26 protein-coding genes and 2 pseudogenes are annotated in these 26,670 nt (G+C 59.5%); 2 read left to right on the forward strand and 26 right to left on the reverse strand.

Features of this window, described 5'->3' with window-relative positions:
• Positions 1-23: 23 nt before the first annotated feature.
• Genes PY650_RS15545 through PY650_RS15555 form a run of 3 tightly spaced genes read right to left on the reverse strand, consistent with a single transcriptional unit; the run spans position 24 to position 3,595 of the window.
• Positions 24-1,211, reverse strand: a complete 1,188-nt coding sequence (locus PY650_RS15545; protein ID WP_285880258.1) for a M20 aminoacylase family protein — start codon at positions 1,209-1,211, stop codon at positions 24-26.
• An 18-nt stretch (positions 1,212-1,229) separates the two neighbouring features.
• Positions 1,230-2,579, reverse strand: coding sequence for an LLM class flavin-dependent oxidoreductase (locus PY650_RS15550; RefSeq protein ID WP_285880259.1), 1,350 nt, complete (start codon positions 2,577-2,579; stop codon positions 1,230-1,232).
• 23 nt (positions 2,580-2,602) lie between these two features.
• Entirely contained in the window at positions 2,603-3,595 is a 993-nt protein-coding gene (locus tag PY650_RS15555) for an MsnO8 family LLM class oxidoreductase (protein WP_285880260.1), read from the reverse strand.
• Positions 3,596-4,052: 457 nt separating this feature from the next.
• Here PY650_RS15555 and PY650_RS15560 point away from each other — a divergent pair.
• Together PY650_RS15560 and PY650_RS15565 are read left to right on the forward strand one after the other, a co-directional pair.
• A pseudogene (locus PY650_RS15560) lies at positions 4,053-4,753 on the forward strand (IS6 family transposase).
• Positions 4,754-4,810: 57 nt separating this feature from the next.
• A pseudogene (locus tag PY650_RS15565) lies at positions 4,811-5,224 on the forward strand (ATP dependent DNA ligase); the annotation flags it as partial.
• A gap of 232 nt (positions 5,225-5,456) precedes the next feature.
• Here PY650_RS15565 and osmF read toward each other — a convergent pair.
• From osmF to PY650_RS15680, 23 genes are all read right to left on the reverse strand, one after another.
• A complete protein-coding gene (osmF, locus tag PY650_RS15570) occupies positions 5,457-6,380 on the reverse strand; it encodes a glycine betaine ABC transporter substrate-binding protein OsmF (protein WP_285880261.1) in 924 nt (307 codons plus the stop codon).
• Positions 6,381-6,753: 373 nt separating this feature from the next.
• Positions 6,754-7,242, reverse strand: a complete 489-nt coding sequence (locus PY650_RS15575) for a peroxiredoxin family protein (RefSeq protein WP_285880262.1) — start codon at positions 7,240-7,242, stop codon at positions 6,754-6,756.
• A 502-nt stretch (positions 7,243-7,744) separates the two neighbouring features.
• Positions 7,745-9,205, reverse strand: coding sequence for an MFS transporter (locus tag PY650_RS15580; RefSeq protein ID WP_285880263.1), 1,461 nt, complete (start codon positions 9,203-9,205; stop codon positions 7,745-7,747).
• A gap of 30 nt (positions 9,206-9,235) precedes the next feature.
• Complete coding sequence (locus PY650_RS15585; protein ID WP_285880264.1) at positions 9,236-9,937, reverse strand: SDR family NAD(P)-dependent oxidoreductase; 702 nt, start codon at positions 9,935-9,937, stop codon at positions 9,236-9,238.
• Between the two features lie 163 nt (positions 9,938-10,100).
• Positions 10,101-11,696: a GMC family oxidoreductase gene (locus PY650_RS15590; RefSeq protein ID WP_285880265.1), complete on the reverse strand. Its 1,596-nt coding sequence runs from the start codon at positions 11,694-11,696 to the stop codon at positions 10,101-10,103.
• Between the two features lie 211 nt (positions 11,697-11,907).
• Positions 11,908-12,603 carry a glutathione S-transferase N-terminal domain-containing protein gene (locus tag PY650_RS15595; RefSeq protein ID WP_285880266.1) on the reverse strand — a complete coding sequence of 232 codons (696 nt, stop codon included), beginning with the start codon at positions 12,601-12,603 and terminating at the stop codon, positions 11,908-11,910.
• A gap of 144 nt (positions 12,604-12,747) precedes the next feature.
• The gene (locus tag PY650_RS15600; RefSeq protein ID WP_285880268.1) at positions 12,748-13,665 is read right to left on the reverse strand and encodes an NADP-dependent oxidoreductase; all 918 of its coding nucleotides are present in this window, start codon (positions 13,663-13,665) and stop codon (positions 12,748-12,750) included.
• 179 nt (positions 13,666-13,844) lie between these two features.
• Positions 13,845-14,390 (reverse strand): carboxymuconolactone decarboxylase family protein, encoded by a 546-nt coding sequence (locus PY650_RS15605; protein ID WP_285880270.1) that lies wholly within the window; start codon positions 14,388-14,390, stop codon positions 13,845-13,847.
• A 34-nt stretch (positions 14,391-14,424) separates the two neighbouring features.
• Positions 14,425-15,129 (reverse strand): nitroreductase family protein, encoded by a 705-nt coding sequence (locus PY650_RS15610; protein ID WP_285880271.1) that lies wholly within the window; start codon positions 15,127-15,129, stop codon positions 14,425-14,427.
• 127 nt (positions 15,130-15,256) lie between these two features.
• Entirely contained in the window at positions 15,257-16,213 is a 957-nt protein-coding gene (locus tag PY650_RS15615; protein WP_285880273.1) for an AraC family transcriptional regulator, read from the reverse strand.
• Positions 16,214-16,434: 221 nt separating this feature from the next.
• A complete protein-coding gene (locus PY650_RS15620; protein ID WP_285880274.1) occupies positions 16,435-16,884 on the reverse strand; it encodes a GNAT family N-acetyltransferase in 450 nt (149 codons plus the stop codon).
• Between the two features lie 265 nt (positions 16,885-17,149).
• A complete protein-coding gene (locus PY650_RS15625) occupies positions 17,150-17,863 on the reverse strand; it encodes an SDR family NAD(P)-dependent oxidoreductase (protein ID WP_285880275.1) in 714 nt (237 codons plus the stop codon).
• 170 nt (positions 17,864-18,033) lie between these two features.
• The gene (locus tag PY650_RS15630) at positions 18,034-18,579 is read right to left on the reverse strand and encodes a carboxymuconolactone decarboxylase family protein (RefSeq protein WP_285880276.1); all 546 of its coding nucleotides are present in this window, start codon (positions 18,577-18,579) and stop codon (positions 18,034-18,036) included.
• A 34-nt stretch (positions 18,580-18,613) separates the two neighbouring features.
• Positions 18,614-19,249 (reverse strand): nitroreductase family protein, encoded by a 636-nt coding sequence (locus PY650_RS15635; protein WP_285880277.1) that lies wholly within the window; start codon positions 19,247-19,249, stop codon positions 18,614-18,616.
• A gap of 517 nt (positions 19,250-19,766) precedes the next feature.
• A complete protein-coding gene (locus PY650_RS15640; RefSeq protein ID WP_285880278.1) occupies positions 19,767-20,459 on the reverse strand; it encodes an SDR family NAD(P)-dependent oxidoreductase in 693 nt (230 codons plus the stop codon).
• A 35-nt stretch (positions 20,460-20,494) separates the two neighbouring features.
• Complete coding sequence (locus tag PY650_RS15645) at positions 20,495-21,199, reverse strand: peroxiredoxin-like family protein (RefSeq protein ID WP_285880279.1); 705 nt, start codon at positions 21,197-21,199, stop codon at positions 20,495-20,497.
• Between the two features lie 36 nt (positions 21,200-21,235).
• A complete protein-coding gene (locus PY650_RS15650; protein WP_285880280.1) occupies positions 21,236-22,174 on the reverse strand; it encodes a LysR family transcriptional regulator in 939 nt (312 codons plus the stop codon).
• Between the two features lie 181 nt (positions 22,175-22,355).
• Positions 22,356-23,006 carry a peroxiredoxin-like family protein gene (locus PY650_RS15655; protein ID WP_285880281.1) on the reverse strand — a complete coding sequence of 217 codons (651 nt, stop codon included), beginning with the start codon at positions 23,004-23,006 and terminating at the stop codon, positions 22,356-22,358.
• A 156-nt stretch (positions 23,007-23,162) separates the two neighbouring features.
• Positions 23,163-24,083 carry a LysR family transcriptional regulator gene (locus tag PY650_RS15660; protein ID WP_285880282.1) on the reverse strand — a complete coding sequence of 307 codons (921 nt, stop codon included), beginning with the start codon at positions 24,081-24,083 and terminating at the stop codon, positions 23,163-23,165.
• Between the two features lie 165 nt (positions 24,084-24,248).
• Entirely contained in the window at positions 24,249-24,758 is a 510-nt protein-coding gene (locus PY650_RS15665) for an OsmC family protein (RefSeq protein ID WP_285880283.1), read from the reverse strand.
• Positions 24,759-24,804: 46 nt separating this feature from the next.
• Positions 24,805-25,551 (reverse strand): ferredoxin reductase, encoded by a 747-nt coding sequence (locus PY650_RS15670; protein WP_285880284.1) that lies wholly within the window; start codon positions 25,549-25,551, stop codon positions 24,805-24,807.
• Positions 25,544-26,149, reverse strand: a complete 606-nt coding sequence (locus PY650_RS15675) for a sulfite oxidase-like oxidoreductase (protein WP_285880286.1) — start codon at positions 26,147-26,149, stop codon at positions 25,544-25,546. Before PY650_RS15675 ends, PY650_RS15670 begins: the two co-directional genes overlap by 8 nt.
• Before the next feature lie 230 nt (positions 26,150-26,379).
• On the reverse strand, positions 26,380-26,670 hold a 291-nt coding region (locus PY650_RS15680), incomplete at its 5' end, for a LysR substrate-binding domain-containing protein (RefSeq protein ID WP_285880287.1).

Genomic DNA, 26,670 nt, shown 5'->3' on the forward strand with positions numbered 1-26,670 from the left:
CATCAGCCGTCCTGTTGTCGTCATCATGAAAGGAAGGTCTCGACCAGCCGCACCCAGTAACGGGCGGCGGGAGCAATGATCCGGTCGTCGAAATCGTAGTGGGCGCTATGAAGAGGGGCGCTGTCGCCATTGCCGACGAAAAAATAGCTACCCTTCTGCGCCTGCAGCATGAAGGCAAAATCCTCGCTTGCCGTGCGCGGCCGGAAACTCTGCGCGATCCGTCCTTCGCCGAAGGTCTCCAGCGCCACCGCGCGAGCGAAAGCCGTCTCGTCGCGATGGTTGACGAGCGCCGGAAAGCCGAGGCGGTAACTCACATCGGCCTCAGCTCCGAAACTTTCGGCCTGGGCGCGGGCAAGTGTGGGAATACGCTCGTGCAATTGCTGGCGGACCGCCTCGCTGAAGGCACGCATCGTCAGCTTCAGCTCCACGCTTTCCGGGATGACATTCGATGCCGAGCCGCCATGGATCGAGCCGACGGTGACGACCGCCATGTCCTGGGGATCGACATTGCGTGCGACGACGCTTTGCAGAGCCGTGATGAAGGCGGCCGATGCCAATACCGGATCGACCGCCTTGTGGGGCTCGGCGCCATGCCCGCCTTTGCCGATAATGCGGATCACGGCCTGATCGACGGAGGCCATGGCAGCATCGGCAACGAAACCGAACTGGCCTGATGGAACGCCCGGCCAATTGTGCAGGCCAAAGACGGCGTCGACCGGAAATCGTTCGAAAAGCCCCTCGGAGATCATCTTGCGTGCGCCGGCTCCGATCTCTTCGGCCGGCTGGAAGATCAGCGTCAGCAGCCCGGAAAACTGACGGGTTTCGGCAAGATAGCGCGCCGCAGCGAGCAGGATCGACGTGTGCCCGTCGTGGCCGCAGGCATGCATGACGCCGGGGTTGTCACTGGCATAAGGAAGATCCGTCGCCTCCTCGATCGGCAAGGCATCCATATCAGCCCGGATGCCGATACGCCTGCCGCCGTCGCCGCCCCGAAGAGTAGCGACGATGCCGGTGCCCCCAACACCGGTCGTCACCTCGTAGCCAAAGGAGGAAAGCAAGGAGGCGATGATCTTGCTGGTCCGCCGCTCCTGGAAGGCAAGCTCCGGATAGCGATGCAGATCATGACGCAGGGCAATGATCTCGTCGAGAAAGGAGGCTATTGCCTTCTCGATGTCATCAGTCGGTCGACGATGCTGGGTGATGATGTTCATGGCAGCGCCGATCGTGCCTCAAGCACGGATCGCCCTTCCTTGTTCGGCTTCGTCTTTGGCCTGCGCATAGCGGCTCTCGCGATAGGGCAGCCCCAGATGATCACGCAGTGTCGAGCCCTTCAACACGGGGTCGAAATAGCCGCGCTTGGTAAGGATCGGCAGGACGTGTCTGGCGAAGTCGTCGAAGCCTTCGGCGATCACCGGGAAGCCAAGGATGAAGCCGTCGGCGGCACCCTGATCCACCCAGCGGATGATCTCATCGGCGATATGTTCCGCCGTGCCGATGAAGGCGGTGCGAGGGGTTGCGGAATCAAGTGCGATTTCGCGCAGCGTCAGCCCCTTTTCACGTGCCGTCTTTTTGATGCGATCGGTGGTGGCGCGGAAATTGTTACGGCCGATATCGCCGAGGTCGGGGAAGGGCTCGTCCAGCGGATAGACGCTGAAATCATGATGATCGAAGAAACGGCCGAGATAGAGCAGCGCCTCTTCGATGGTGACAAGATTGCGGATTGCCTGATATTTTGCCTCCGCCTCGTCCTTCGTCGCGCCGACGATCGGGCCGATGCCAGGATAGACACCGACCTCTGCAGCCGACCGTCCATGTGCGATCACGCTGTCCTTGAGCTGGCGATAGAAGGCCTGCGCATCCTCGATCGGGCCGCCATTGGTAAACACGGCATCAGCATGCTTGGCGGCAAGGCGGATACCGGAGTCCGACGCGCCCGCCTGGAAGACGACCGGCTGGCCCTGCTTGGAACGGCCGATATTCAGCGGCCCTTCGACGCGGAAAAAACGACCCTTGTGGTTCAGCCGCCGTAGCTTTTTCTTGTCGACGAAGACGCCTGTTTCGCGATTGCGGATGAATGCGTCGTCATCCCATGAATCCCAAAGGCCCTTGATCACATCGAGATACTCATCGGCGATCTCGTAGCGCAGCTCGTGATCTGGGTGCTCGCGACTGTAGTTGCGGCCCGACCCTTCTAGCGGCGAAGTCACCGCATTCCACCCTGCCCTACCGCCGCTGATCAGATCGATCGAGCCGAATTGCCGCGCGATGGTGAAGGGATCGCTATAGGAGGTCGAAACCGTGCCGACGAGGCCGATCTTCGCAGTGGAGGCGGCAAGCGCCGCCAGGATCGAGATCGGCTCGAAGCGATTGAGGAAATGCGGGATCGATTGCTCGTTGATATAGAGGCCGTCGGCGACGAAAGCGAACGCGATACCGGCTTCCTCCGCCTTGCGCGCCGTGTCGACAAAGAAGCCAAAATTGACGCTGGCGTCGGCCGGACCGCTCGGATGTTTCCAGGCGTTCATATGGCCGCCAGGGCCCTGCAGCATGATGCCGAACGTGATGTGTTTCTGAGCCATGGGAGCAATCCTCTTCAGGAATATCAAGCGACGAGGGAGAGCCGCTCCTTGGCGAGCAGCTCGATGCAGGAGAGACGCTCGGCCGCCGTCAGCGCCGGGGTGTCGAGAATGAATTCCTTGACGCCGTAGCGACTGTGCAGTTCGTCCAGCACATTGTGGATCTGCGCCGCCGTGCCGTGCAGCACGCTCGGCACCTTCTCTTCAGTCCGATAGTCGTCGACGCCGGCCTGGCGGGCGAATTCGGCGGCCTGTTCCTCGCTCCCGACATTGACCGTCTGACCGTCGGGAAGGAAAACCTTGACGATGCGGAGATCACCGACACGCGCGCGCGCCTGCTGCTCGCTCTCGGCGGCAAAGGCCGAAAGGGCCAGGATCGGGCTCTTGCCGCCACTTGCCGCCTCATAAGCTTCAAAGGTCTTGCGAAGATTTTCAGGATCACCGTTCAGATGGCCGGCAAAGACCAACTCAAAGCCTTTCTCTGCCGCCAGCTTGGCGCTGTCGACGGAGGCGCCGAGCAAGAAGCGTTCCGGCGCGATCGATGGAAGTGGCGTTGCGATGACGTCGTCCACCGAGGATCCATCCGAAAGATAGGTGTTGATATTAGCAAGTTGGTCGGCAAAGCTCGGCTTGCGCTCCGGATCGACCGCCACCTGCAGCGCCCGTGTCGACAGAGGAAAGCCGCCCGGTGCCTTGCCGACGCCGAGATCGACTCGACCTGGCGCCAGCGACGAAAGCAGATTGAAGGTCTCCGCCACCTTGTAGGCGCTATAGTGCTGCAGCATCACGCCACCGGAGCCGATGCGGATTTTCGATGTCTTGGCCAGCAGATAGCCGATCAGCGCCTCCGGCGCGGAACTCGCCAGGTTCGCCATATTATGGTGCTCCGCCACCCAAAAACGATGATAGCCAAGCTCCTCTGCTCGAACCGCCAGCCGGGTGGTGGCCCGCAGCGCATCCGTCGCATTTTTTCCGGCTTCGATGGGGCTTTTGTCGAGAAGGCTCAAAAGATAGGACATATATCGATTATCCGATTATCGCGCCCGCACCGCGCTGCCGCTTCGATAATCTATAAAATACGTAGATTACATGTATTATAAGAAACGGCTTTCTCTTCCTGCGGCAAAGTGGGGAAATAAGTTGCAATCATGCGCTGATGTGGATGGGTCCGTAACAAATGGCACTAGGCCCGAAGTGGCAACTTGCGCCTTAATAAATGTCACACGCACGAAATAGCCGGGAAATAGCGCCTTGGGTGGCGTCGTGCGGCACTTGCATCCGGCTCGATACGGCGACTTGATTGCGAGGGAGACCGAGAGGAGAAGTTCACGCGTTTCGAGGCGGTCAGGACGGACCTTGTCGAAATCGGTATCGGCGACACGACACTTCGCATGAGTGCGGCGATCGATCCGGCGTTACTGACCGGCATCCTCAAAGCGGTGCGCAATCGTGGATGACGATGTGAGACGACGGGCCATGACCGACCGTGATCCGCTCTATCGCCGCCATCGCTTTCCTCCCGAAATCATCGCCCACGCTGTGTGGCTCTATTTCCGCTTTCCCCTTAGCCTTCGGATGGTCGAGGACATGCTGGCGGCGCGGGGGATCATTGTCTCGCACCAGACAGTCCGGCTTTGGGCGGAGAAATTCGGACGTGCCTTCGCCAACGAGATCCGCCGGCGCTCATCCGGTCGGCTCGGCGACAAGTGGCATCTCGATGAGGCCGTCGTTTCGATCCGTGGTAGGAAGCACTTGCTCTGGCGCGCTGTGGATCAGGACGGTTTCGTCCTCGACGTTCCGGTGCAAAGCCGCCGTAACGCCAAGGCGGCCAAGCGCCTAATGCGCAAGCTGTTGAAGAGCCAGGGACGATCGACACGGGTGATGATCACCGATAAGCTTCGCTCCTACGATGTCGCAAAGCGGGACGTCATGCCGGGTGTCGAGCATCGCTCACACAAGGGCTTAAACAATCGGGCGGAAAATTCCCATCAGCCGATCCGGCGACGAGAGCGGATTATGAAACGCTTCAAGTCACAGCGACATCTTCAGCGTTTCGTCTCCATCCACGATCCCATCGCCAACCTGTTCCACATCCCCGCCACGACATCTCCTCCGGCCATCATCGCGAATTGCGTTCAGCGGCGATGAACCTGTGGGCGAAAATCGCCCGAGCGTGACCGACAAACTCGGCCGGCGTCATGACCTGTCTTCGTTGCCGTTAAGTTTACGATGCCGATGCGCCCTATCGATCGGGCCGTCTCGGTGACTGGCTCAAGATCAAATGCGTCCTAAGCGACAGCTTTTTCATCATCGGCTATGAACCCTCCGTGGCGGCGCTGGGCGGTATTGGCCGATTCCTGCTCGCCGCTTATCGCGGCAACGATCTCGTCTATGTCGGCGGTGTAGGCACCGGCTTCAAAGAACGCGAGACAATCCGCCTCCGGCAGGATCTCGATAAGTTAAAGACGGCCAAACCGCCCGTGGAGCTTAAGCGCAAAGGCGCGATCTGGGTGCAGCCGACCCTCATTGCTGAAATCGAATATCGAGCTTGGACGGATGACGGAAAACTTCAGCATCCCGCATACAAAGGCCTGCGTGAAAGACAGGATAATGCTGCAGTCTATCGAATTGGCAGGGAATCGATATGAGGGGCATTTTCGCAAACGTTAGCGATCCCCATACCGCGGCAGAAGCTGCGGTCGAGCTGTTTGCCGCAAAAACCGCGATCGCTATCGCCAACTGCGTTCACGACGAACCCTCATCTCGCCAAGGCTGCCGAGTGCGCGAAATCTTCGCTGGGGTGCCGGCCCCTGGGAGGATGAAGAGACGAACCAAAGCAGCGTCGCCTTGATCGGAAGAAAGTTGCTCGAATCCTGCGGGTTATTTCAAGAAGCCATTCTGCTTCAGATAATCCGCGGCAACCGATTTTGCCGGCTGGCCGTCAACCTGGATCTTCGCGTTAAGCTTGCGCAACTCCTCGGCGGTCAGGCTCCTGAAGATCGGCGCAAGGATTTCCTCGATCTCCGGGTGGGCCTTCAGCACCACCTCGCGAATGATTGGCGTTGGCGCATAGACCTGCTGCACACTCTTGTCGTCCTCAAGGACTGTAAGCTCGGCTGCTTCAATCGCACCGTCCGTTCCGTAAACCATGGCTGTATTAACACCGTTGGTTTGGTCGGCTGCGGCCTTGATCGTGGCCGCGGTATCTCCTCCTGACAGAACGATTTTCTGTTCAGGCTTCAGCGTGAAGCCGTAAGTCGTCTGGAAGGCCGGAAGCGCGCCGGCGGAATTGACGAATTCAGCGGAGGCCGCAAGCTTCGCGGCTCCGCCTCCGGCAACCCACTTGCCGAACTCCGACATCGTCTTCAGCTTCTTGGGACCTGCAATGTCGTTGCGTACCGCGAGCGCCCAGGTATTGTTGGCTGGCGACGGCGTCAACCAGACGAACTTGTTGGCGTCGTAGTCGAGCTTTTTCGCCATGGCATAGCCTTTGTCGATGTTTTTCCAGGCGGGGTCATCTGCCTTGTTGAAGAAAAAACCGGCATTGCCGGTATATTCCGGATAGATATCGATCTCACCAGCGGTAATCGCTTTGCGAACAACGGGCGTCGCACCAAGAGCGATGCGATCCTGTGTCTTGATGCCATTCGCCTCCAGCGCAAGTGCGATGACATTGCCGAGGAGGGTCCCTTCGGTATCGATCTTGGACGACACGACGATATCAGCGGCATGCCCCGCTCCGGCGGCGAGGGAGTACAGTGAGACGGCAATTGCAAGCTTCTTCAGGGACAAAACGACCTCCATAGGGACGTATTCACGGACAGGCAATTATTGAAACAGCGCCTAGATCGCATAGCTCCGATTTTAAATTCGTGGACGAACGAGCTAGGCGAATGAGACGGGATGTTTCATCTGGAACCTCGATATCCGAAATAGATTGGCGGCAACCTTGAGGAATTGGAAATGTCGAACTGCAATGAAGTCGATAACAACAGGTAATTGAGATGGGTTAAAGCCGTCGCAGTTGGTACGCTCGGTGACATGTCTGGAACGCCCGGACCCGCACTTCCCCGAATGTGCTAACAACGAATCCCGCGAAAACCTGAAAGAGCCTCAAAGTCAATGACGCCCGGTCGTATCCGTAATGCCATAAATTGCGATGAGGCCGCCCTTTCAGTCAATTGGCGAGGGGCCGGAGTGCCTGGATGAGACTATCGGCCGCCAGCAGAAACCCATCACATACGACGCGGCCATCGGGCGCGATCACGACAAACCAGGGGGTGCCCCCGGAGCAATATGCCTCCATAATCGCGGGTACCGCCTTCCGTGAAGCCGAGACGGCAACCGCATGCCCAAAGGGAACGCGTAGTCCATATCGTAGTTGATTTTCCCGCAGACGGCTGAAGGTGTTGACTTCCGAACCCTCGAATACAGTCTGGATGGCTGCCAAACCGACTTCCTTATCGCGAAGTCCGTTCGCAAGTGCGGCAAATGTGGGAAAACCGTGACTATGACAGGCCGCACACCAATCTTGAAAGAAGTACAGTATCCTGAAACCCTGGCCCAACTCCGCCAAGGTCAACGGGCTACGCTCATCGCCACTTTCATCGATCCACCGGACATGCTCGAGCTGAGGGGCAGGAAGCCCCGCAATTCCCATTTCCATGAAATTCTCCATTAGCGGGCTCGCGCCTTTATGCCAGAGAAGATAGATACGCGATAGGAAAGTATCCCATAAGTCGAGACCATAGTTTCGATTACTGCTGGCGCGCTGATAGCGCTCATTTTGCAATCTAGACGCGCTTTGGCGTTGGCCACAGGGCCGCCTGCGATCCACCATAGCCACCGACGCTCTCGAAAACGCAAAACGCCCGACCATCACGCGAAGTTGCGGCAAGCCGCAGTCGTTGCCGGTTCATAACCCAATCCCGAAATCGATTTAAATGCAATTGTGCGTGACAGGTTTCGACTCGGCGCAACGCCAGGCCGTCCATGCTCGCCGAACACTTAAATTCGTCCGAAGACAGAGCACCAGCTGGTCGCTGAAGGCCGCGCCGATCTGCTGAAATGCTTTTTAGCAACCGTTGCAGCGAGCGGCCGCCGCTGACATCGTACCTGACGCGGACTGCTCCCGCTGCCAGCGGCGCTCGGACATATCCGATATCGCTCTAAGCCCCTTCCGGGCCGCCTGTTGTCGCCGCCGCCGGAGTCGGGGTAACTGCAGCTATAATGGCGCCGCCGAGCGAGGTCAGGGCGGCTACGGCGAGACCGACTTCGTAGCCGGAGTCGAAAGACGCCACACCGGCGGCGAGTGCCACACCGGCAAGCTGCGCAATTCTGCTCGCCGCATTGTTGATGCCGGAGGCAAGCCCTTCGTCCGCCTGGTCGACGCTCGACAGGACGGACGCGGTAAGCGGCGCCACGAGCACGGCGAAGGAAAGGCCAAGCAGCGTCATGGGCCCAATCACACCGAGCAGCAGGGATCCTTCCCGGCTGACTGCCATCCAGACATAAGCAAGCGCGGCGCCTGCCGGCCCCACGATAAGCATGGTGCGCGCACCAATCTTGTCCGCCAACCCGCCGAACACGCCCGACAGGAGGCCGACACCGAGTGTGAAGGGCAAGAATACCAGCCCGGCATCGGTCGACGAGAGGGCACGGCGGTCGACGAGATCGAACGGAAGCAGGAAGAACATGACCGAGACCGCCCCATAGATCATCAGCGTCGCGACATTCAACCCGAGGAAGGCGTGGTTCGCCACCAGGCGAGGCGGCGTCATCGGATGTTTGCTTCTGCCCTCCCAGAACGCATAGAGGGCGAGACCGACAATGCCGAGCCCGGTGACGATCGTGAGCACCGTCCCCATTTCGGCCGGCGCGTCGGCGGCGGCCTGAGCTCCATCGGGGCCGATCTGGCTGAGCGCCCAGGCGAGCGCTCCAAGCGCTGAAGCCAGGATCGCGGCGCCGATCACGTCGAACCTGCGATGGATGCGGCCATCTTTAGGCGCGAAGATCAGCAGGACTCCAACTGTGACGACCGCGATCGGCGGGTTGATCCAGAACACGGACGGCCAGCCGAAGGTCTCGGTCAACCAGCCGCCGAGGACAGGACCTCCGGCGGTCGTGAGCGCCGACGCTGCGGCCCATATCCCGATCGCCCGGTTCCGCTCCGCGCGCGGATATGTGGCCCCAATCAGGGCGAGGCTCGCGGGCGTGACGATCGCCGCGGCTGCTCCTTGCACGACGCGCGCGGTGATCAGCCAGGCGGGCGAAGGCGCCATCGCGCAAGCCGCAGACGCCAGACCGAACAGGACGCAGCCGAGCGCGAGCATGCGCGCCTTGCCATAAGCATCTGCCAGCGCGCCGCCGATCAGTGTCAGCGAGGCGAGCGCCAGCATATACCCGTTGAGGACCCATTGAACGGAGGCAAGGTCCGCACCGAAATCGGCACGCAATCTCGGCAGCGCGACGGGCAGCGCGGTCCCATCGATGAAGGCCATAGAGGATGCGAGCACGCAGGCCATGAGCACCATGCCCCGCCAGGGCGGCGCTTCACGACCCAGCTCACGCGGACAGGGTTCCGCATCGACAACACCGCGGCTCCACTGTTCTACAAAGGACTGTGTCATTTATCGACCTCCTCGCCAATTTGCCGCTGATCATCTGAGCCTGATCTGGCCGCAGCGGATCACCTGGAACGCGCCGGTCTCCATGCCTCCCACGATGGCCTCGGCAATAGCCGACGCCGGTTCACGCGAGACGCCAAGTTCGGACCCCGTGCGCTTTGACTTCAGCATCGGCATGTCCATCCCGTCGGGATAGACGGTCAGGACATGGATGCCCTTCCTTTTCAAGCCGCGCCGCAGCGCTTCCCCGACATGGGCAAGCCCGACCCTGACCGCATCATAGGTCGCGCGGAACGGCGCGCCGCGCTGTGTGCCACGGGAGGAAACATTCACCACCATGGCGTCGCCACTGTCGCGCAGCAGCGGCAACGCGGCCCGCGTCAGGAGGATCGGGGCGGTCACGTCGATCACGGCCTGCAACTCGGCTTCGTCCATGTTCTCCAGACGATCGGCCGGCGCCCTGCCGGCATTGTTCACAAGGACATCGAGACCGCCGAGGGCGGCAAAGGCCTGTTCGAGCCTCGCGTCGCCGCCATCGGCCGTCACGACGTCGGACGTTATGCCGCGAATCTGGACGCTCCTGGTTTGCAGCGACCGAACAGCCTTGGCGACGGCTTCCGGGCAGCGTCCGCTGATGGCAACTTTCGCACCCTTCGCCAACAATATCCGCGCCAGCGCGAGACCTATCCCACTTGACCCGCCGGTAATGAGGACACGCTTGCCGGTGATGTTCATGCCTGCTCTCCCGCCTTGTCCTCGTGCAGCTCGCGCAAGTAGGTCGAGGGTCCCTAATCGCGCGTGCCCGAGAAGACGCCATGGTGAGCGATTCTCGGACGGCGACCGCGGCGATTATCTCGGCTATGCGGCCGGATATTCCCCGCGCTTGCGCGAGAGCTCCTTAGGACCGCTTCAGATCCTGGACCATCATCGCTGTGGCGTGGCGTGCGAGCGCCTGTGTCGGGGCGTTGGTATTGCCGCTGGTGATGTTCGGCATGATCGAGGCGTCGATCACGCGGAGGCCATCAACCCCGCGGACCCTGAGCCTCGCGTCAACGACTGCGCGCGCATCCTGGCCCATCCGGCACGTGCCGACCGGGTGCCACATTGTCGTTACCGCGCGCTTTGCCCATTCAGCGATCTCGGCGTCAGACTGGATGCGCGGCCCGGGCTCGATTTCTTCCTCGATCACGGGCGCCAACGACTCCTGCGCCATAACCTTGCGGATCGCGCGCACTGCACCCACCACGGCCTTCAAGTCTTCTTCCTCGCCGATGAAGTTCGGGTGGATGAGGGGCATCGAAGTCGGGTCGCTGTCGGCCAACCGTACCCAGCCGCGGCTCTTAGGCCGAAGCACTACGAGTTCGAAGGTAATGCCGGAGCGGTCACCTGTCGGGCTGAGTTCCTGGTTCGCGATGATAGGAGCGTGATAGCATTGGATCGTGGGTGCGGCGGTGAAGTCGGACGGATTCCAGTGGGAGACCGTCTCGATGCCGTTGCCCGACGCCGGGCCATCCTTCGTCACGAAATAGCGCAGGCCTGCCTTTACGCTGCCAAGCCCATGCGCCGCAGCCTGGTAGCCGAGATCACCCGTCACATAAGCACGGACCGGTACCATCGGATGGTCCTGCAGATTTTCGCCTACTTCCGGAGAATCGACGATAACTGTGATGCCCTGCTGGCGAAGCTGCTCGCCTGGCCCGATGCCAGAGTGCATGAGGATCGTCGGGCTATGGACGCTGCCGGCCGACAACACAACGTCGCCGGCCAGGATCCGCTCCGGGTCATTGCCCATGAGTTCGACGCCCACGGCCCGCTTGTTTTCGACGAGGATGCGAACGACGGTCTTGCCGGTGAGCAGGGTTACGCGGCCCGAGGCGAGATGCGGACGCAGATAAGCGTCGACAGCACTGCACCGCCGCTGATTTCCAACCGTGGACTGCACCGGCGAGACGCCGATCTGGCTCTTGCCGTTATAGTCGGGATTATAGGGAATCCCATATTCCTGGAATGCCTTGAGGCAATATTGGTTCAGCTCATTGATGCCCTTGGGCAGCTGGACTGCCAGGCCGCCATTGATGCCATGATAGTTGTCGTGGAAGGTGTCGTTGTCTTCCTGCGCCATGAAGACGGGAAGCAGGTCTTCGTACGACCATCTGCCGGTGCTGCCAACCGCCTCCTGCCACGCCGCATAGTCGCCGATTTGGCCACGGACGTAGGCCATTGCATTGATCGAGGAGCCGCCGCCGAGAACCTTGCCGGAGCGATATGCTCGCTTGGTGCCGTGCTGGGGAATCGTCTCGTATTTCCAGACATGCCGATCGTGGGCCAGTATTTTGGCAAAGCCGGCAGGAATGTGGATCAACGGATCGCGATCGTTGTCGCCCGCCTCGATCAAAGCGATCGAGGCCACGGTGTGCTCCGCGAGATAACTCGCGACGACGCAGCCGGCTGCACCGGCGCCAACAATGACAATGTCGTAGGCTTCCTGGGACATCAGTATCTTTCTCTTTCGCATCGTTATTGTCGTTCGATCGGCGCCAGTCGCTGGTGCCGCGCCATCGCGGCACTTGATCCTGGAATTCATCGGACCGTGCGTTGAAGAATGACTTTCCAATGCTGGCGAGGGAAATCATCTCTCGCCATAGAGTCGATAGACGATCGTTATTGATGCCTGCGGCGCCTCCCAGCTCGGCGAAGAACCCGCTCTAGGCCGCCGTTACTTGAATTCCGCGCTGAACCGCCGGACGGGCGAGGCCGCGGTCGAGCCACGCCTGTACATGATGAAAGCGATCGAACCCGACGAGCTCGCGCGCTTCGTAAAAACCGATCAGGTTGCGCACCCAGCCGAGGAGCGAAATATCCGCGATACTGTAGTCAGCGCCCATCACCCAGTCGCGACCCTCGAGCCTGTTATCGAGAACGCCGAGCAGCCGGGCAGATTCGGTTGCATAGCGGTCGCGCGGACGCTTGTCCTCATAGGACTTGCCCGCAAATTTGTTGAAAAAGCCGACCTGGCCGAACATTGGCCCCACTCCGCCCATCTGCCACATCACCCACTGGATCGTCTCGTAGCGGGTGTTCGGATCGGCCGAGATAAATTGCCCTGTCTTGTCGGCAAGATAGAGGAGGATCGCGCCGGATTCGAACAGCGCAAGCGGCGTTCCGCTTGGCCCGTCGGGGTCGTGGATCGCGGGAATCTTGCCATTGGGATTGAGCGCGAGAAAAGCCGGATCGTGGTTTTCGTTGGCCATGATGTCGATGCGGTGCGGCTCATAGGAAAGGCCCGTCTCCTCGAGCATGATCCCGACCTTCACCCCATTGGGCGTCGGCAGCGAAAAGAGCTGCAGCCGATCGGGGTACTGCGCCGGCCAGCGTGTGAAAATTGGATGATTGACTGTCACTTTCTCTCTCCTAGGTGAGCGGCCAAACCACGCAGGGACATGGCCGAATCTTGCGTCTGGATGCTTTCTGAAACGATCACCGCGACCCAAAAGGCAACGATGATCAACGAGAGGGGCGGAGCCGCTCGCCCTCCCCCAGAGTCCTCATGGACGAACGCGAATGATCGTCTTCCCGCTGATCCGCTTGGTCGGATTGAAAGCGGCGACGGCTTCGTCGAGGGTCGCGATATTGCCGATGTTCGTCCGCAGTCGGCCGATACGCACCCGCTGGATGATCTCACCCAGTTGCGCGCGATCGGACACGAGAACAAAGTCAATTGTTCGGCCGTTGGCAGGTCGTGCCTCGGTCGGCCCGGCGATCGTCACCAACGTTCCTCCGGCTCGAATAAGGCCTGCGGACCGCTTCGCTATGTCGCCGCCGAAGACATCGAAAACCAGATCGACGCTGCCGACGTCTTCCAGGGTGTCGTTTTCGAGATCGATGAACTCATGCGCGCCGAAGCCTAGCGCTGTCTGGCGATGGGCAGAACGTCCGGTGCCGATGACATAGGCTCCGGCCTCACGTGCGAGCTGGCTTACCATCGAACCGACTGCCCCTGCCGCGCCGTGCACGAGGATACTCTGCCCCACCTGAAGGCGACCGTGCTGGAAAAGTCCCTGCCATGCGGTCAGGCCGGGCATGGCCACACTCGCGCCGACGGTGAAGTCAACGTCGGCTGGCAGCGGCGCGAGATTGCGTGCCTCGATCGCCACATACTCCGCCAGAGTGCCGCTGCGATACGAGTCCGTGAGGCCGAACACCCGTTGTCCCACTGACAGCCCCGTCGTGCCATAGCCGAGTGCGGTGACCACTCCAGCCAGCTCCTGCCCGGGAATAACCGGCGTCCTGTCACGGCCGAGACGGTCGGTCCAGGTCGAGGGCCATGTCAACTCATCCCAGGTGAATCCTGATGCATGAACCTGAACCACTACGTCGTTTATCGCTGGCTGTGGCTCGGGCTGCTCAAGGAGCGTCATTCCGGCCGTTCCGGCCGCCTGATCCGTTACGACAATTGCCTTCATCGTCCGTCTCCCTGACTGTGGTATATGGTCATCTTCAGAATTCCTTTGCAGACTTCCGAAACTACGACCGCGTAACTCGATGGTCCAATGATCTGCGGCTATAGAAACAATGCCATCGATGCGGTGTGAAGCCGGATGCGCCCATAAATAGCTGCTGGGCGCATCCGCGCTTGAGAAGTTCAGATCGACCCTGCTGGTTTCACGGCAGGAAAGTCCTTGTCTGGATCGAACACGTTGTTGAAGAAGTTCGTGAGCGAGTATGTCGCCACCAGCGCGACGATCTCCATGATGTTCGCATCCGTGTAGCCGGCGTCGCGGACAGCTTTCAGATCGGCGTCGCTGACCTGCCCTCGGGTCTCGATGACTTTGCGCGCAAACTGGACCGCGGCGTCCCGCTTCGGGTCGTTGGCATGGCCTTTCCGGGCGAGCATGATTTCGTCGGCCGAAAGCTTGGCCATATGTTCGGCGGTAAAGCTGTGAACCGTCAGGCAGTAGTTGCAACCGTTCACTTCGGAAACTGCAAGACCAATGCTGTCACGCGTCTTCACGTCGAGCGCCTTGCTCATGGAGCCGAACAGGGTGGCCCATGCGTTGAAGGCGATCGGGCTCTGCGCGAAGGTCGCCATCATGTTGGGGGTGAACCCGATGTTCTTGGTGAACGCATCGAGAGTCGGTTTCGATTCGACCGGCACCTGTTCCGGCTTCAGGGTAATAGTTCTAGGCATCATGGTCTCCATAAGTTATTGGTTGAGTTGAGAATTATGCGAAGTCCAGGACATCGGCGACCGGCATGCGCGGCTTCTGAGGCCAGTTGCCGGCCCGCTCCGGTCCGACGGTCAGCAGCATCACTGGGATTTCGTCTTCAGCGAGGTTGAACACGCTGTGCACCGCCTCTGCGTTGAAACCGATCATCGGTGTGGAACCGAGGCCGAGGGAGCGAGCGGCATAGATGATCGCCGCGGTGCCAAAAGTAGCAGTGCGCACCGCCTCGTCGCGTTGCCGTTGGGGCTGATCGTCATACAGCCCGCGAGCGGGAGCTTCCCATTCAGGCACCACGTGCGCCGGCATGATGCCGGCCTCTACTACCGGGGCAAGGCGCTCGGGGACGGTGCTGGCATCGGCCAGCCGGCCGATGATGATGAAGGTAACGGCAGCTTCGGTGATCGCGGGCTGATTCCAGGCGATCGGCCGCAACCGAGCCTTTGCTTCGGGTGTACGGACGGCGATAAACCGCCAATTCTGCAGATGAAAGGAAGTCGGCGCAGACGTGCCGATCCGCACGAGGTCGCGAATCTGATCGTCGCTCAGAGTGGCGTTGGGGTCGTAGTACTTGGCAGCACTACGGCTCAGAATGGTTTCGATGACGGCATTCGTCGGCAGCGGCCACTCGGAAGCCGCAAGCCTGTGGATTCCAACTGGTTCGGCGACTGCCTTATCATTAGAGGCGATACTGATGTAGTTCATTGGGTGGCTCCTCATCAAGTGATTACGGAGCCGAATTTACTGCCGTCAGTGCAAATATCGAGACTGAATTGGCTCAATATGATGCGCAAAAGGATCAAATGACGTGCTTGACCCACAGGCCGCGCGTTTACTCGCGATTGTGCGCCAGTCGGCGCCATTCACCCGGCGTCATGCCCATCCTTTCGGCGAACACGCGGCGGAATGCCGAAACAGACTGATACCCGACCGTCTCGGCCACAGCCTCGGTGCTGACCGCCGGCTTCTTCAACTCGTTGGCTGCTAGACTCATGCGGAGATCGGTCAACAAGTCGAGGGCAGAGCAACCTAGCTTGTCCTGAAAGTGCCGCATGAACGTAGCACGCGACATGCCGCACAAGTCCGCCAGATCAGGCAGTTTCCAGGACCGCGTTGGATCGGCAAACATCGCCGCAATGGCTGGAGCCAATCGCGGATGGCCGGCGAGCGCCAGCAAGCCTTCGGGGGCTTTCTCGGATTCGCTCGCCGCACGCAGTACCAGTGTAAACAGGGCCGAAGAAAGCGCGTTGAGAACGGCGCGTCCTCCCGCTCGGTCGCCGGAGGACTCAGTGCGCATGAGCCCCACCAAACTGACCAGTTGGTTCGAAGCAGACTCGATACCATCTTGTCGATGGTGCTCCATAGCCCGCGCCACCAGATTTGTTGGCAGGTAGTTACGGATCAGTCGATCATGGGGCGGCGCGATGAAAAATCGCCCACACAACAGATCCAGTTGCTCGCCCTGGCCATCGTTCTCGCTCAGTGTCCATCCGGCAGAGTTCCTGCTTTCGTGCGTACCGATCGGCGTCTGTCCGCTACCGTCGTGCAGAACATGCGCGGCGCCGTGAGGCAACAGCACGATATCTCCGCTCACGAGCTCCCTTGCTGTTCTCGTCTCGGGATCCTCCAAAATAGCCCGGCCCTTGACTATGACATGGTAGGGAATTTCGTTCGCCGCCGCCCGGTCCCAAGCCACACGCCATGGCGCACCGTAGACGCAGCGGACTTCGAGCTGGCCAGTAACGGTGATGATTTGCAAAAGATGGCTTAGCCAATCGACTTCAGACATAGGCCTCGGGAACTTGAAACGCTCGGGCATCTTATCGTAGTTACACACCGGTTGCAGGGGACACATGGCCCTAGGCGCGAGCTGATCGGACACATAACGAGCCAACTCGTCCGCGGAGCTGGCCGGCCCCACTTCAAAATCCCGACGGCAACCATCTATCGCAACCTTGTTAGAATCGCCGATGCGCCGCACGAATCCTGAGGACGAACCGATCCTGCCTGTCAGGCAAATCGCTTTCGGTATTGGATGAAACCCGAGCGATCAGCGACGCGGTCGTAAAGCTGCATGGCGTTATGGTTGGATTCGTGAGTCAGCCAGTACACGCGGGATGCCCCACGACGTCTAGCATCCGCGTAGACATGTTCGATCAGAGCACGGCCGATACCGCTACCTCGGGCATCGTCTGCAACAAACAGGTCCTGCAGATAGCAGTAGTCTTCCACCGTCCAGGTGGATCGATGATAGATCCAATGCACCAGCCCCGATGCCTGTTCGCCGACCATGGCGAGCGCCGCATGCATCGGCTCGAGCGGATCCAGGAAGCGTGCCCAGGTCTTGAGCGTCACGGATTCGGGGATATCCACTTCGTAAAAGCGCTGATAGCCTTTCCACAGTGGAAGCCAAGCATCAAAATCATTGCTATGAATGGGTTTGATCTCAACCGATTTCATGGAATGCTCCTGAAACAAGGGGTTGCAAGGATCTGGAGGTTGGCCTGTGTTCGTGCATTCGCCATCATCCGAAGCGTCCAGTAGTCCCTGCAGTAGTATTGCGGCCTTCTTTCGTCCGTCAATTCCTCCGCCCTCTCCGAGTTTCTTCTAAGCGCAGTTACCTCCGGCACCTGAAGAAAGCCGTCGAAGCGACGATCTCGCGCACCTCGCAATAGCCGATCAGGTTCGTACCCAGCCGAGGAGCGAAATATCTGCGATGCCGCAGTCAGTGGCCAGCACTTAGCCCACCGTCGACGTGCATGATCTCTCCGGTGATGAACGGTGCCGAGTCGAGAAAGAGGATGGCGTTGGCAATATCGCCTGTTTCCCCCATGCGTCCGATAGGATGCAAAGCTCCCAGCGCTTCGAAAGTGTCAGGCGCATGCATCGGCGTCTTTATGATTCCGGGAGCGACGGCGTTCACGCGAATGCCCTTCTTCGCATACTCGATCGCCAGTGACTTCGTGGCAGCGTTGATGCCGCCCTTCGTCATAGCCGCCAACACCGAATAGACCCCGCTAATCGCCGCCGCGTCACCTATGCTGGCAGTGACGCTTACCACGTGGCCACTCGAATGCTTTTCCATCTCGGCGATCGCGCGTTGCGTGATGTGATAGAAGCCCGCCATGTTCACATTCATCACGGCGGCGTAATCTTCCGCGGTGTGCTCGGGGAAAGGCTTTCCGATGTAGGTCCCGGCGTTGTTCACCAGCGTATCGATCCGGCCAAATCGCGCAATACCTTCGGAAATGACACGTTGTGCCGTTGCGGGATCGCCGATGTCACCGGCGACGCTCAGCACGTTCTCGTCGTCCGACGGCTTGATCGACCGCGAAGTTGCGACAATGCGGTAATCGAGCGCTCGAAATGCCTCTACCACTTTGGCGCCGACGCCTTGCGACGCGCCAGTGACGACAACAACCTTCTGTGACGTGTTCATGCTTTTGCCCCGGAAAAATAATCAAGTGTTTCTAACCTCGTCGGCACAGGCGAAAAACCCGGACACGTATCCAAGGCTCGTTCCTGGACGCATCCGGGCTTTGGCGTTCCGCTCGCATCACATATGTCCTCCAAGGACCCTCAGAGAGCGTCGATGCAAGCGGATGGAGTTCAGATCGACCCTGCCGGCGTAACGGCGGGAAAGTCCTTGTCGGGATCGAACACGTTGTTGAAGAAGTTCGTCAGGGAGTACATAGCCACCAGCGCGACGATCTCCATGATGTTCGCATCCGTGTAGCCGGCGTCGCGGACGGTATTCAAATCGGCGTCGCTGACCTTGCCGCTTGTCTCGATGATTTTGCGCGCGAACTGGACGGCGGCGTCCCGTTTCGGGTCGTTGGCATGGCCCTTCCGGGCAAGGATGATGTCGTCGGCCGAGAGCTTGGCCATGTGCTCGGCCGTAAAGCTGTGAACCGTCAGGCAGTAGTTGCACCCGTTCACTTCGGAGACGGCGAGACCAATGCTGTCACGCGTCTTCACGTCGAGCGCCTTGCTCATGGAGCCGAACAGCGTGGCCCAGGCGTTGAACGCGATCGGGCTCTGCGCGAAGGTCGCCATCATGTTGGGGGTGAACCCGACGTTCTTGGTGAACGCATCGAGAGTCGGTTTCGAATCGGCCGGCACCAGTTCCGGCTTTAGCGCAGCAGATCTTGCCATTATAGTCTCCGTAAATAACTGATTTTACTAGAAATTATACAAAATCAAGCACATCGGCCACCGGACGGCGCGGCTTCTGCCGCCAGTTTCCGGGACGCTCCGCCCCTACCGACAGGAGCATGACCGGCACTTCGTCCTCGGCCAGTCCGAACTCGAGGTGTACAGCTTTGTCGTCGAAACCGATCATCGGCGTCGAGCCCAAGCCCCATGAGCGGGCCCCATAGATCATCGCCGCGGCGCCGAAGGTGGCGGTGCGTACGGCCTCGTCGCGCTGACGCTGCGGGTATTCCATATACAAATCCCGCGCCGGGTTTTCCCATTCAGGCACCAACCGTTCCGGCATGATGCCCGCTTCCACCACCGGGGCCAGACGATCTGGAATTACGCTGGAATCGGCCAACTGGCCGACGACGATAAAGGTAACCGCCGCATCGGTGATCGCCGGCTGACTCCAAGCGATCGGATGCAAGCGAGCCTTGGCTTCAGGCGAACGCACGGCAATAAAGCGCCAGTTCTGCAGGTGGAAGGATGTCGGTGCAGTGGTGCCAATTCGCACCAGCTCGCGGATCTGGTCGTCGCTCAGGGTTGCGGCAGGGTCGTAATACTTGGTGGCCCTGCGGCTCAGGATCGTTTCGACGACGGGGTTGTTCACGGCGATTGCGTTGGTCATGGTGGCTCCTATGGGTGAAGCGATAGGTTGAGGTACAAGAGCGTTTTCGTTCTCTTTGCTTGAAATGCTGGGCGATGGCGCCCGTCCGACATCACATGCTGGGAGCCATGGGCAAGTTCCTGGATTGCCCGCGGCAGGGCTGATAGGACGTAGGCTGCCGATCCGGACGACTGATCCGTCACAAAGATTGCATTCATCGTCCACCTGCCTGTGTGTGGTAGGTCTTCATCTTCCGAATTCCTTTGCAGACAAGCGAAAATAGGGCCGCCGAAACGCGATGGTCCAATGACCTTTGGCTATGGAATTGATGCCATCGACACGGCGGGCAAAAATCAACGATGCGGCGCGAGTTGAAACTATCGGCCGTTGGCGCAGCGGTGGCTCGCCGGTCATCGCTCAAGATCAAAGTGAGTGGAGAGGCAAAGGGACGAGGCTGGTGAAGTCATTTTTCACAACCGAGGGCCGAGGTTGCGGCCCACGCGATGACCAACAGATTTGCCACGACCAGCCGACGAGTTCAGACGAGCGGGAAACGTTGGATCAACTGCGTCGAACGATGCCGCTTGACCAAGAGAGCCGCAGCTTCCTCTTCCAGCCGTCCATTCTGTTTGGCGAGTTCCTTCACGAACGTCTCGATGCCTTCAGGCAAAGTCGGTCCCGGCGACATGGAATCGACGGTGACGGCCGTACCTTTGGTCAATTCCGCGAGCCCCCGCGACATGGCAAGCTGCGCGGTTTTGCTGGCAGCGTATTGAATCATCTCCGTCGGAATGTTCAAGTCGGCTTCCGACGAAACGAAAACGATACGGCCCCAATTGCGCTCGAGCATTCCCTTTAGGTAAGCGCGTGACAGACGCGCAGCTGACATCACGTTCGTATCGAAGAAGCGGGACCAGTCTTCATCGCTGGTGTCGAAGAAATCATTCGGCTCGAATATCGTGGGGTTGTTGATCAGGATGTCGGCACTCGGCACCGCCTCAACCAGGTTCGCACGGTCCGATGCCGCCGACACGTCCGCGGCGACCCCGCTCACCTTGGCAAATGGCACACCTTTCGGGATCGACACGATCGCGGCGCCCACACCGGCTTCCGATCGACCGTTCACGACAACGGTCGCGCCGGTTCCCGCAAGCCCCTTGGCAATGGCAAGACCGATGCCGCTCGTGGAGCCGGTCACAATCGCGGTTTTGCCCGACAAATCGATTTTCATCGGCTGCTCCTTCACTAGCATGTGGATCAGGAGCTTCATTTGTCGGATGCGCAAGCGTCCTCTGCCTGAGGTCCGGCAAGTTTACGAACTCTGTTGAGGATGTCGGATGGTTCTTGGCGGACCGTAAAATCGGGGTCGACGAATGCGCTTCTGACGATGCCGTCTTGATCGATCACGAAAGTCGCCGGGATCGGTAGCATCCATTCAGTCGATCCGTGACGGTGCCCGAAGTCGTAACCCTGCCCGGAGTAGTGCGCTTTGGTTTTGTCAGGGACACGAAATAGGACGCCGTAAGAAATTGCCACGCCATGGTCGACGTCCGCGAGCATCGTCAGGTCGAGGTTCAACTGCCGTTTCAGCTGCCTCGGCAGATCACGGGTCTCGGGAGACACGACAACAAGGCTCGCCTTCAGACTTTCAAATTGGGCCTTGGCCGCTTGAAGAGCGCGAAGCTCAGCATTGCACCAGGGGCACCATCCGCCTCGATAGAAGCTAACCACGAGCGGCCCTTCGCCACGAAGCTGCTCGGACGAATGAAGTCGTCCATTTGCGTCAGGCAGAAGAAAATCTGGCGCCGTGTCGCCGACCTGCAACGCGCGTGACGCGATATCAGTGTCGCGAAGCCAATCGACAAGATAATGGTACGCCTTCCTGTCCGTGTCGTTGAGCCCCGCCAAAAGCTCGTTGCGCACCTGACTGAGCGTCTTGGTTATATGATCGGACATCAATTCGACGGTCATCTGCACACCGGGCATCTCAAAAAATAAGCAATATGGTCATGCGGACATGCCTGTCGCTTCGAGGTGGCTGTGACGCCCGGATTGGAGAGGCGATCCCGCATGAAGAGACCAGTCGTGCAAGCGCACAACCTTGATGAAGGCGTCCAGCGCCGGTGAATAGCGTCGGCCCTGCACGGCAAGAAGCCGGACCTCTCGCCATACCGGATCGCCCTCGATCGGAAGCGCCTTCAGGGTGGGTAACCGCGGCATATGCTCGGGAGCCAGCACTATTCCAAACCCCGCGGCCGCCAAATGCTGCAGGTGCAAGTCCCGGCAACTGCGGTGATTGTGACGCGGCGGCGCGTCGGGAAAGCAGCGGCGGAGAAATTTGGGCGCCACGTCACAATATGAGCGATCGAGAATATTGGCTTCACGTAGCGCGTCCATTCCGATCACTGGACGGTCCGCCAGTTCGTGCGATGGAGCGAGAACGGCGACATAGCGCTCTTCGAACAGCGCCCAATCGTCGATCCGTTCCGGTCTATCGTAGAGATCACCAACCAGGGCGACATTGACCTCGCCCTCCAAAAGAAGCTCGACGAGGCGGCTTGGCGGCTCTTCCCGCAACTCAACATGCAGGCCGGGGACGATTTTGCGAATCTCGGCGATCGGCTCGACGACGAGCGAAGCCGAAATCGATGGGGCGAGACCGATCGTTAATGGCGCGACTTCCTTTTTTTGAAACTCGCGCGCGCGGCGTCGAACGGCCTCAGTCGAGGCAAGTGCGCGTTCGAGCATGGGCAGCACCGCTTTGCCCAGGTCGGTGAGGTGGGTGAGCTGACGTTCCCGGTAGATGAGTTCACCCCCGAGTTCCTGCTCCAGCTTTTGCACACCCTTGGTCAGTGCCGGTTGCGTGACGTTGCACATCTCCGCAGCGCGCGTGAAGTTAAGCGTGCTTGCGACAGCTAGAAAGTACCGAACCTGGTGGAGTTCCATTGGTATTCACCGTCAACTATTTCCATCACGACCGAGCCCGTACAATGCCAAAGCAGCACTACGCGGGGCTCTATGTCCGAAAGCTACATTGCCACCGGCGACCGCGCGATGAAACCCGCGCAGGGCATCCCTGGACGGCTGGACACGCTTTATGGAATCCGAGGCGGGCCAATGTCGGAGGTCAGTGCATCATGTATCTGAGGACAGGAATGACTTCGGTCGGGTCGCAACGTCGGGTATAGTCGGCGCTGATATCGGCGTATTCGACGATCCCTTCTGAACTTATGACGTACAGTGCCGGCATCGTTAAGGTCCAGCTCGGCTCGCCATTCACGGCGGCAAGGTCGAGACCAGATTCTAATTCAGAGGCGCGCAGCTCCCGTGACAGCTTCCAACGCAGGCCGAACGCGTGAGCCACCTTCCCGCCGCTATCGACTAGGCTGCGGAACGATAAGCCATTCATCCCCTCGGTAGAGCGGCTCTCATGCGCAGACTGTTGGGAAACAGCGACGATCGACGCACGAAATGAGCGGACCTGCTTTGCGACTGCCTCGATCGCATGCAAGTCGAGGCTGCAATAGGGGCACCATCCGCCCCTGTAGAAGACAACGAGAGCTGGGCCGCCATTTCGAAGGTCGTAGGATGAAATCACGTTGCCGTCGGGATCAGGCAGGCGGAAAGCGGGAGCTTGATCACCTGCGCGAACAGCTCTTTCGGCAATGCCCGAGGAGACCAGGTCGCTGATAGCTTGCTGGCGGACCCGCCAAATATGCGGGGGGGTGTTTTCACGATCCCTGTCCCTCAGCGCGTCGAGTTCGTCCTGGAGTCGCATTTTGTTATCCTCACCATATCGGCGGGCTCTTACCGACACTAGGCGTGGCGGCTATATGATGGTAGTGCTGAAATATAAGTATGACATATTCCCGCACGACATGAGCGAGACTCCATCGCTCAGCGCTAACCTTTGTTTCGGCCCACTTCCACGGTCTTATCTCAGCTTTGCGAGGTCGTCGTCCAGCGACTTGCGCAGATGCGAAACAGCGAAATCAATGAAAAGCCGTATTTTCAATGGCAACAGCGCCTGCCGGGCGTAAATGATATTGACCGGAGTCGGTTCGGGCTCGAAATCTTGGAGGATGAGAGACAGCTTCCCCTCGGAGACTGGCTTGACGACCTGATATGAGAGAACGTTCGTGACGCCGATACCCGAAATGGCGGCGTCTATCGCTGCTTCCGCGGTGTTGATCTTCAGTCGGCACAAAGGACGGATGCCACGGCTCGGCTTACCGTCTCGAGGGTTGAAAATCCAGGTCGACCCCGAGGCGAGCGCTGTGTAGGTGACGCACATATGCTTGGCCAGATCGTCCAGCGTCTTTGGCGTTCCGTGCGCCGAAAAATAAGCGGGACTCCCGCACACGACCCGGCGAATTTCACCAACCTTCGTCGCCACGAGGGTACTATCGGACAACATCCCCGTCCGAACCGCGAGATCGATGTGCTCATCGACGAGGTCAAGTGTATGATCTGAAAGCGTCAAATAGACACTTATCTCCGGAAATTCGGCCAGGAAGGCCGTCACTACCGGAACGACATAGAGCCGGCCGAAGACGATCGGCGCCGTGATCTTAAGACCGCCACGTGGAACGCTATGGTCTCCGGCGGCTTGAGATTCGGCTTCGTCGACCTCATCGAGAATGCGTTTGCACGCGGCTAGATAGGAAGCCCCCGCCTCCGTCAGCGCAAGCTTTCGGGTCGAGCGAACCAGGAGTTGCGTATTGAGATGAACCTCAAGATCAGCGACCTTGCGGCTGACTGTCGGAAGAGGAACGTTCAGCTGGCGCCCGGCCGCCGAAAAACTTCCGGCTTCAACCGCAGCCACGAAATATTCCATTGCTTCCAAACGATCCATCTTCTCTCACTTTTCGCGAGGTTGGGGCGAGCAGTAGGCCCTCCTCGGTTCGGGCGGGTTGAGATTGCGAGCCATCCAGAGCTGCAGCTTGCATCAATCCTGAGGGCGCTGCGAGTATCGCGTTCTGCGGTAGCCCCGTGTCCTGATCAATCGCATGGGTGATGCTCAATCCGGATTGATATTCGGGATCTCAAGTTCGGCCAGATCATCCACATATGTGGCCTGAGTCGTGGCGTTGTGGCCGGTGGTAGCGGTGTCCGGATAAGTGTGAATATCCGCACTTATGCCGAGAATTTCGCCGACCGGGCAGAGGTTTGCGGCATCCAGCAAGAATGCGCGCTGTTGCGCGTCGAGTTCCCCCTCCAGAAGGAGAGTGCGCTTGAACGCATCTCTTTCGCCCTGGGCGCCGTGGTGGAAGCTGACGCCCACTTCCACCCTTTCCAACGGAAGTTTCCGGCGCCGAGCCTGAAACCGAACGGTCATAGCGGTGCATGCGGCGAGAGATGCGCTGAGAAGGTCGTAAGGATTGGGACCGGGAGAGATGTGTCCTGCTCCATCTGGACCGCCGATCGCAAACTTTGACGTATCGACATGACCAACCAGTGCATCATGATTGGCGGGGTCGCTGCCGACGACAACTTCGCGGAGCTTGGTTGAGTTATCCAGTGCAATCATGGAGCTTTCCTTCCGTTGTATCGAGCGGGTCATGAAAGCAGCATCGCTAACCGCCGTACCGTTCGGTCTTAATTACCGCGGCATCTAACCCCGCCATTAACGCGCCTTCAGCTGCGATTTCGACGAACGGGTTCGATCCGCAAATAAATACATGCGCGGGCATGTGATGGAGCCAGGCAATTACCTCGGCGACCATCGCGCTATCAATGCGTCGCGCAAAGTCGCAAGCGCGTACCGGCGCCTCGCGTGTAATCGCCAGCGCCAACTTGAACGTCGGGTCAGCCATCTCCAATGAGAGCAGCTCATCGGCGAACAACACATCGCGCCGTGTCCGAGCTGACAGGAGCAGTGCTGTCGGCACGGTCTGCGCGAGGTCGCGGCGTTGCCGGATCATCGCCATCAGCGGCACGACGCCGGACCCCGCCCCGATCAACAATACCGGTGCCGCCGGGCGTTCAGGCCACAGGAAGTGGCCGCCAAGCGGGCCACGCAGTTCGATTTCGTCGCCCACAGATGCAATGTCATGAAAAAACGGAGAGACTTCACCGTCCGGGAGGCGTTCGATGGCAAGTTCAATGACATTCGATGCACTCGGTGAGGAGGCGATCGAATAACTCCGCATCGCCTCGTAGCCGTCTGGAGCCGTCAGCCGCACATCGACGTGTTGACCGGCGATATGTGAAAATGGCGCGCATGGCCGCAGGAAGAAGCTTTTGATGCTTGGCGTTTGCTTAATGATCTCAGCGATGACGCCTGTCTGCCAAGACACTGATCGCGCGCTACGCTCAGTCATTGGTGTATCGCTGCTCGCGCCAAGGGTCGCCATAAATGTGATATCCGCGCAACTCCCAGAATCCGGCCTCGTCGCGTTCGGTAAATTGGAGCGCATTGACCCACTTGGCGGACTTCCAGAAGTAGAGGTGTGGGACGAGCAGTCGTGCCGGGCCGCCGTGGTCGCGCGGAAGTGGCTGCCCTTCATAATTCAGAGCAACCATGGCCTTCCCAGACGCCAGATCGGCAAGGGGAACATTTGTTGAGTAGCCGTCGTAGCAGTGTGCGAGTATGAAATCAGTCGGACGCTCAACCCCGGCATCAGCGAGGATGTCGTCGATGATCACGCCTTCCCAGGCGGTGTTGAGTTTCGACCACGATGTGACGCAATGAATGTCCCTTATCATCTTGGTCCTCGGCAACGCGTTGAACTCATTCCAGTTCCAAACCTTAATGGGCCGCGGCCCAATCTTGAGCGTAAATTGCCAATCTGCTGTCTCAACGCGCGGGGTCGGCCCGGCCGTCAGAATAGGGAAATGCTCGACAAGGTGCTGGCCCGGCGGAATTCGATCCGACTGGTCTCCTGCTGAATTTCGGCCGGTAAAGCCTCTGGTCACCATGGCGGGCTCCTTTGGGTTGCGGGCCTTATCGACAATCAGGTCCCGATCTTTCGAACGATTGGTCCACCGTCCTGGACAAACTACGGGGTTGGCAGTGGCGCAAAGTGAGACTTGGTATTCGTAGGAGATCTTAGCGCGGCATTTGCCAGCCAGTGCGTCTAATAATTAAGTTCGACGACCAATCGGGGTAAAGCTATCGTATCGATAACCGGTAGGAATGATCGGTGAAATCAGCATCGAAGCGCCGTGACCAGGAAATCGGTGAACGCGCGGGCAGCCGGCTTGATGATCTTTCCGCTGACGAACAATGCGTTGACCTCCATCGAGCCGAAGTCCCAGTCAGGCAGCACCCGCACGAGCACTCCGGCCTCGAGCTCTGCGCGCGCGCTTGTTTCACTCGACGCGGCGATCCCTAGCCCGACGACGGCACTTGCTACGGCACCTTCGTTGATGGTGATAGCGAGCTGGCCATCAATGCGCACGGACGCAACACGCCCGTCCTTGCGGAACGAGAACGTTGG

It is taken from the genome of Martinezella calliandrae (assembly GCF_030272695.1).
Lineage (GTDB): Bacteria > Pseudomonadota > Alphaproteobacteria > Rhizobiales > Rhizobiaceae > Rhizobium > Rhizobium calliandrae.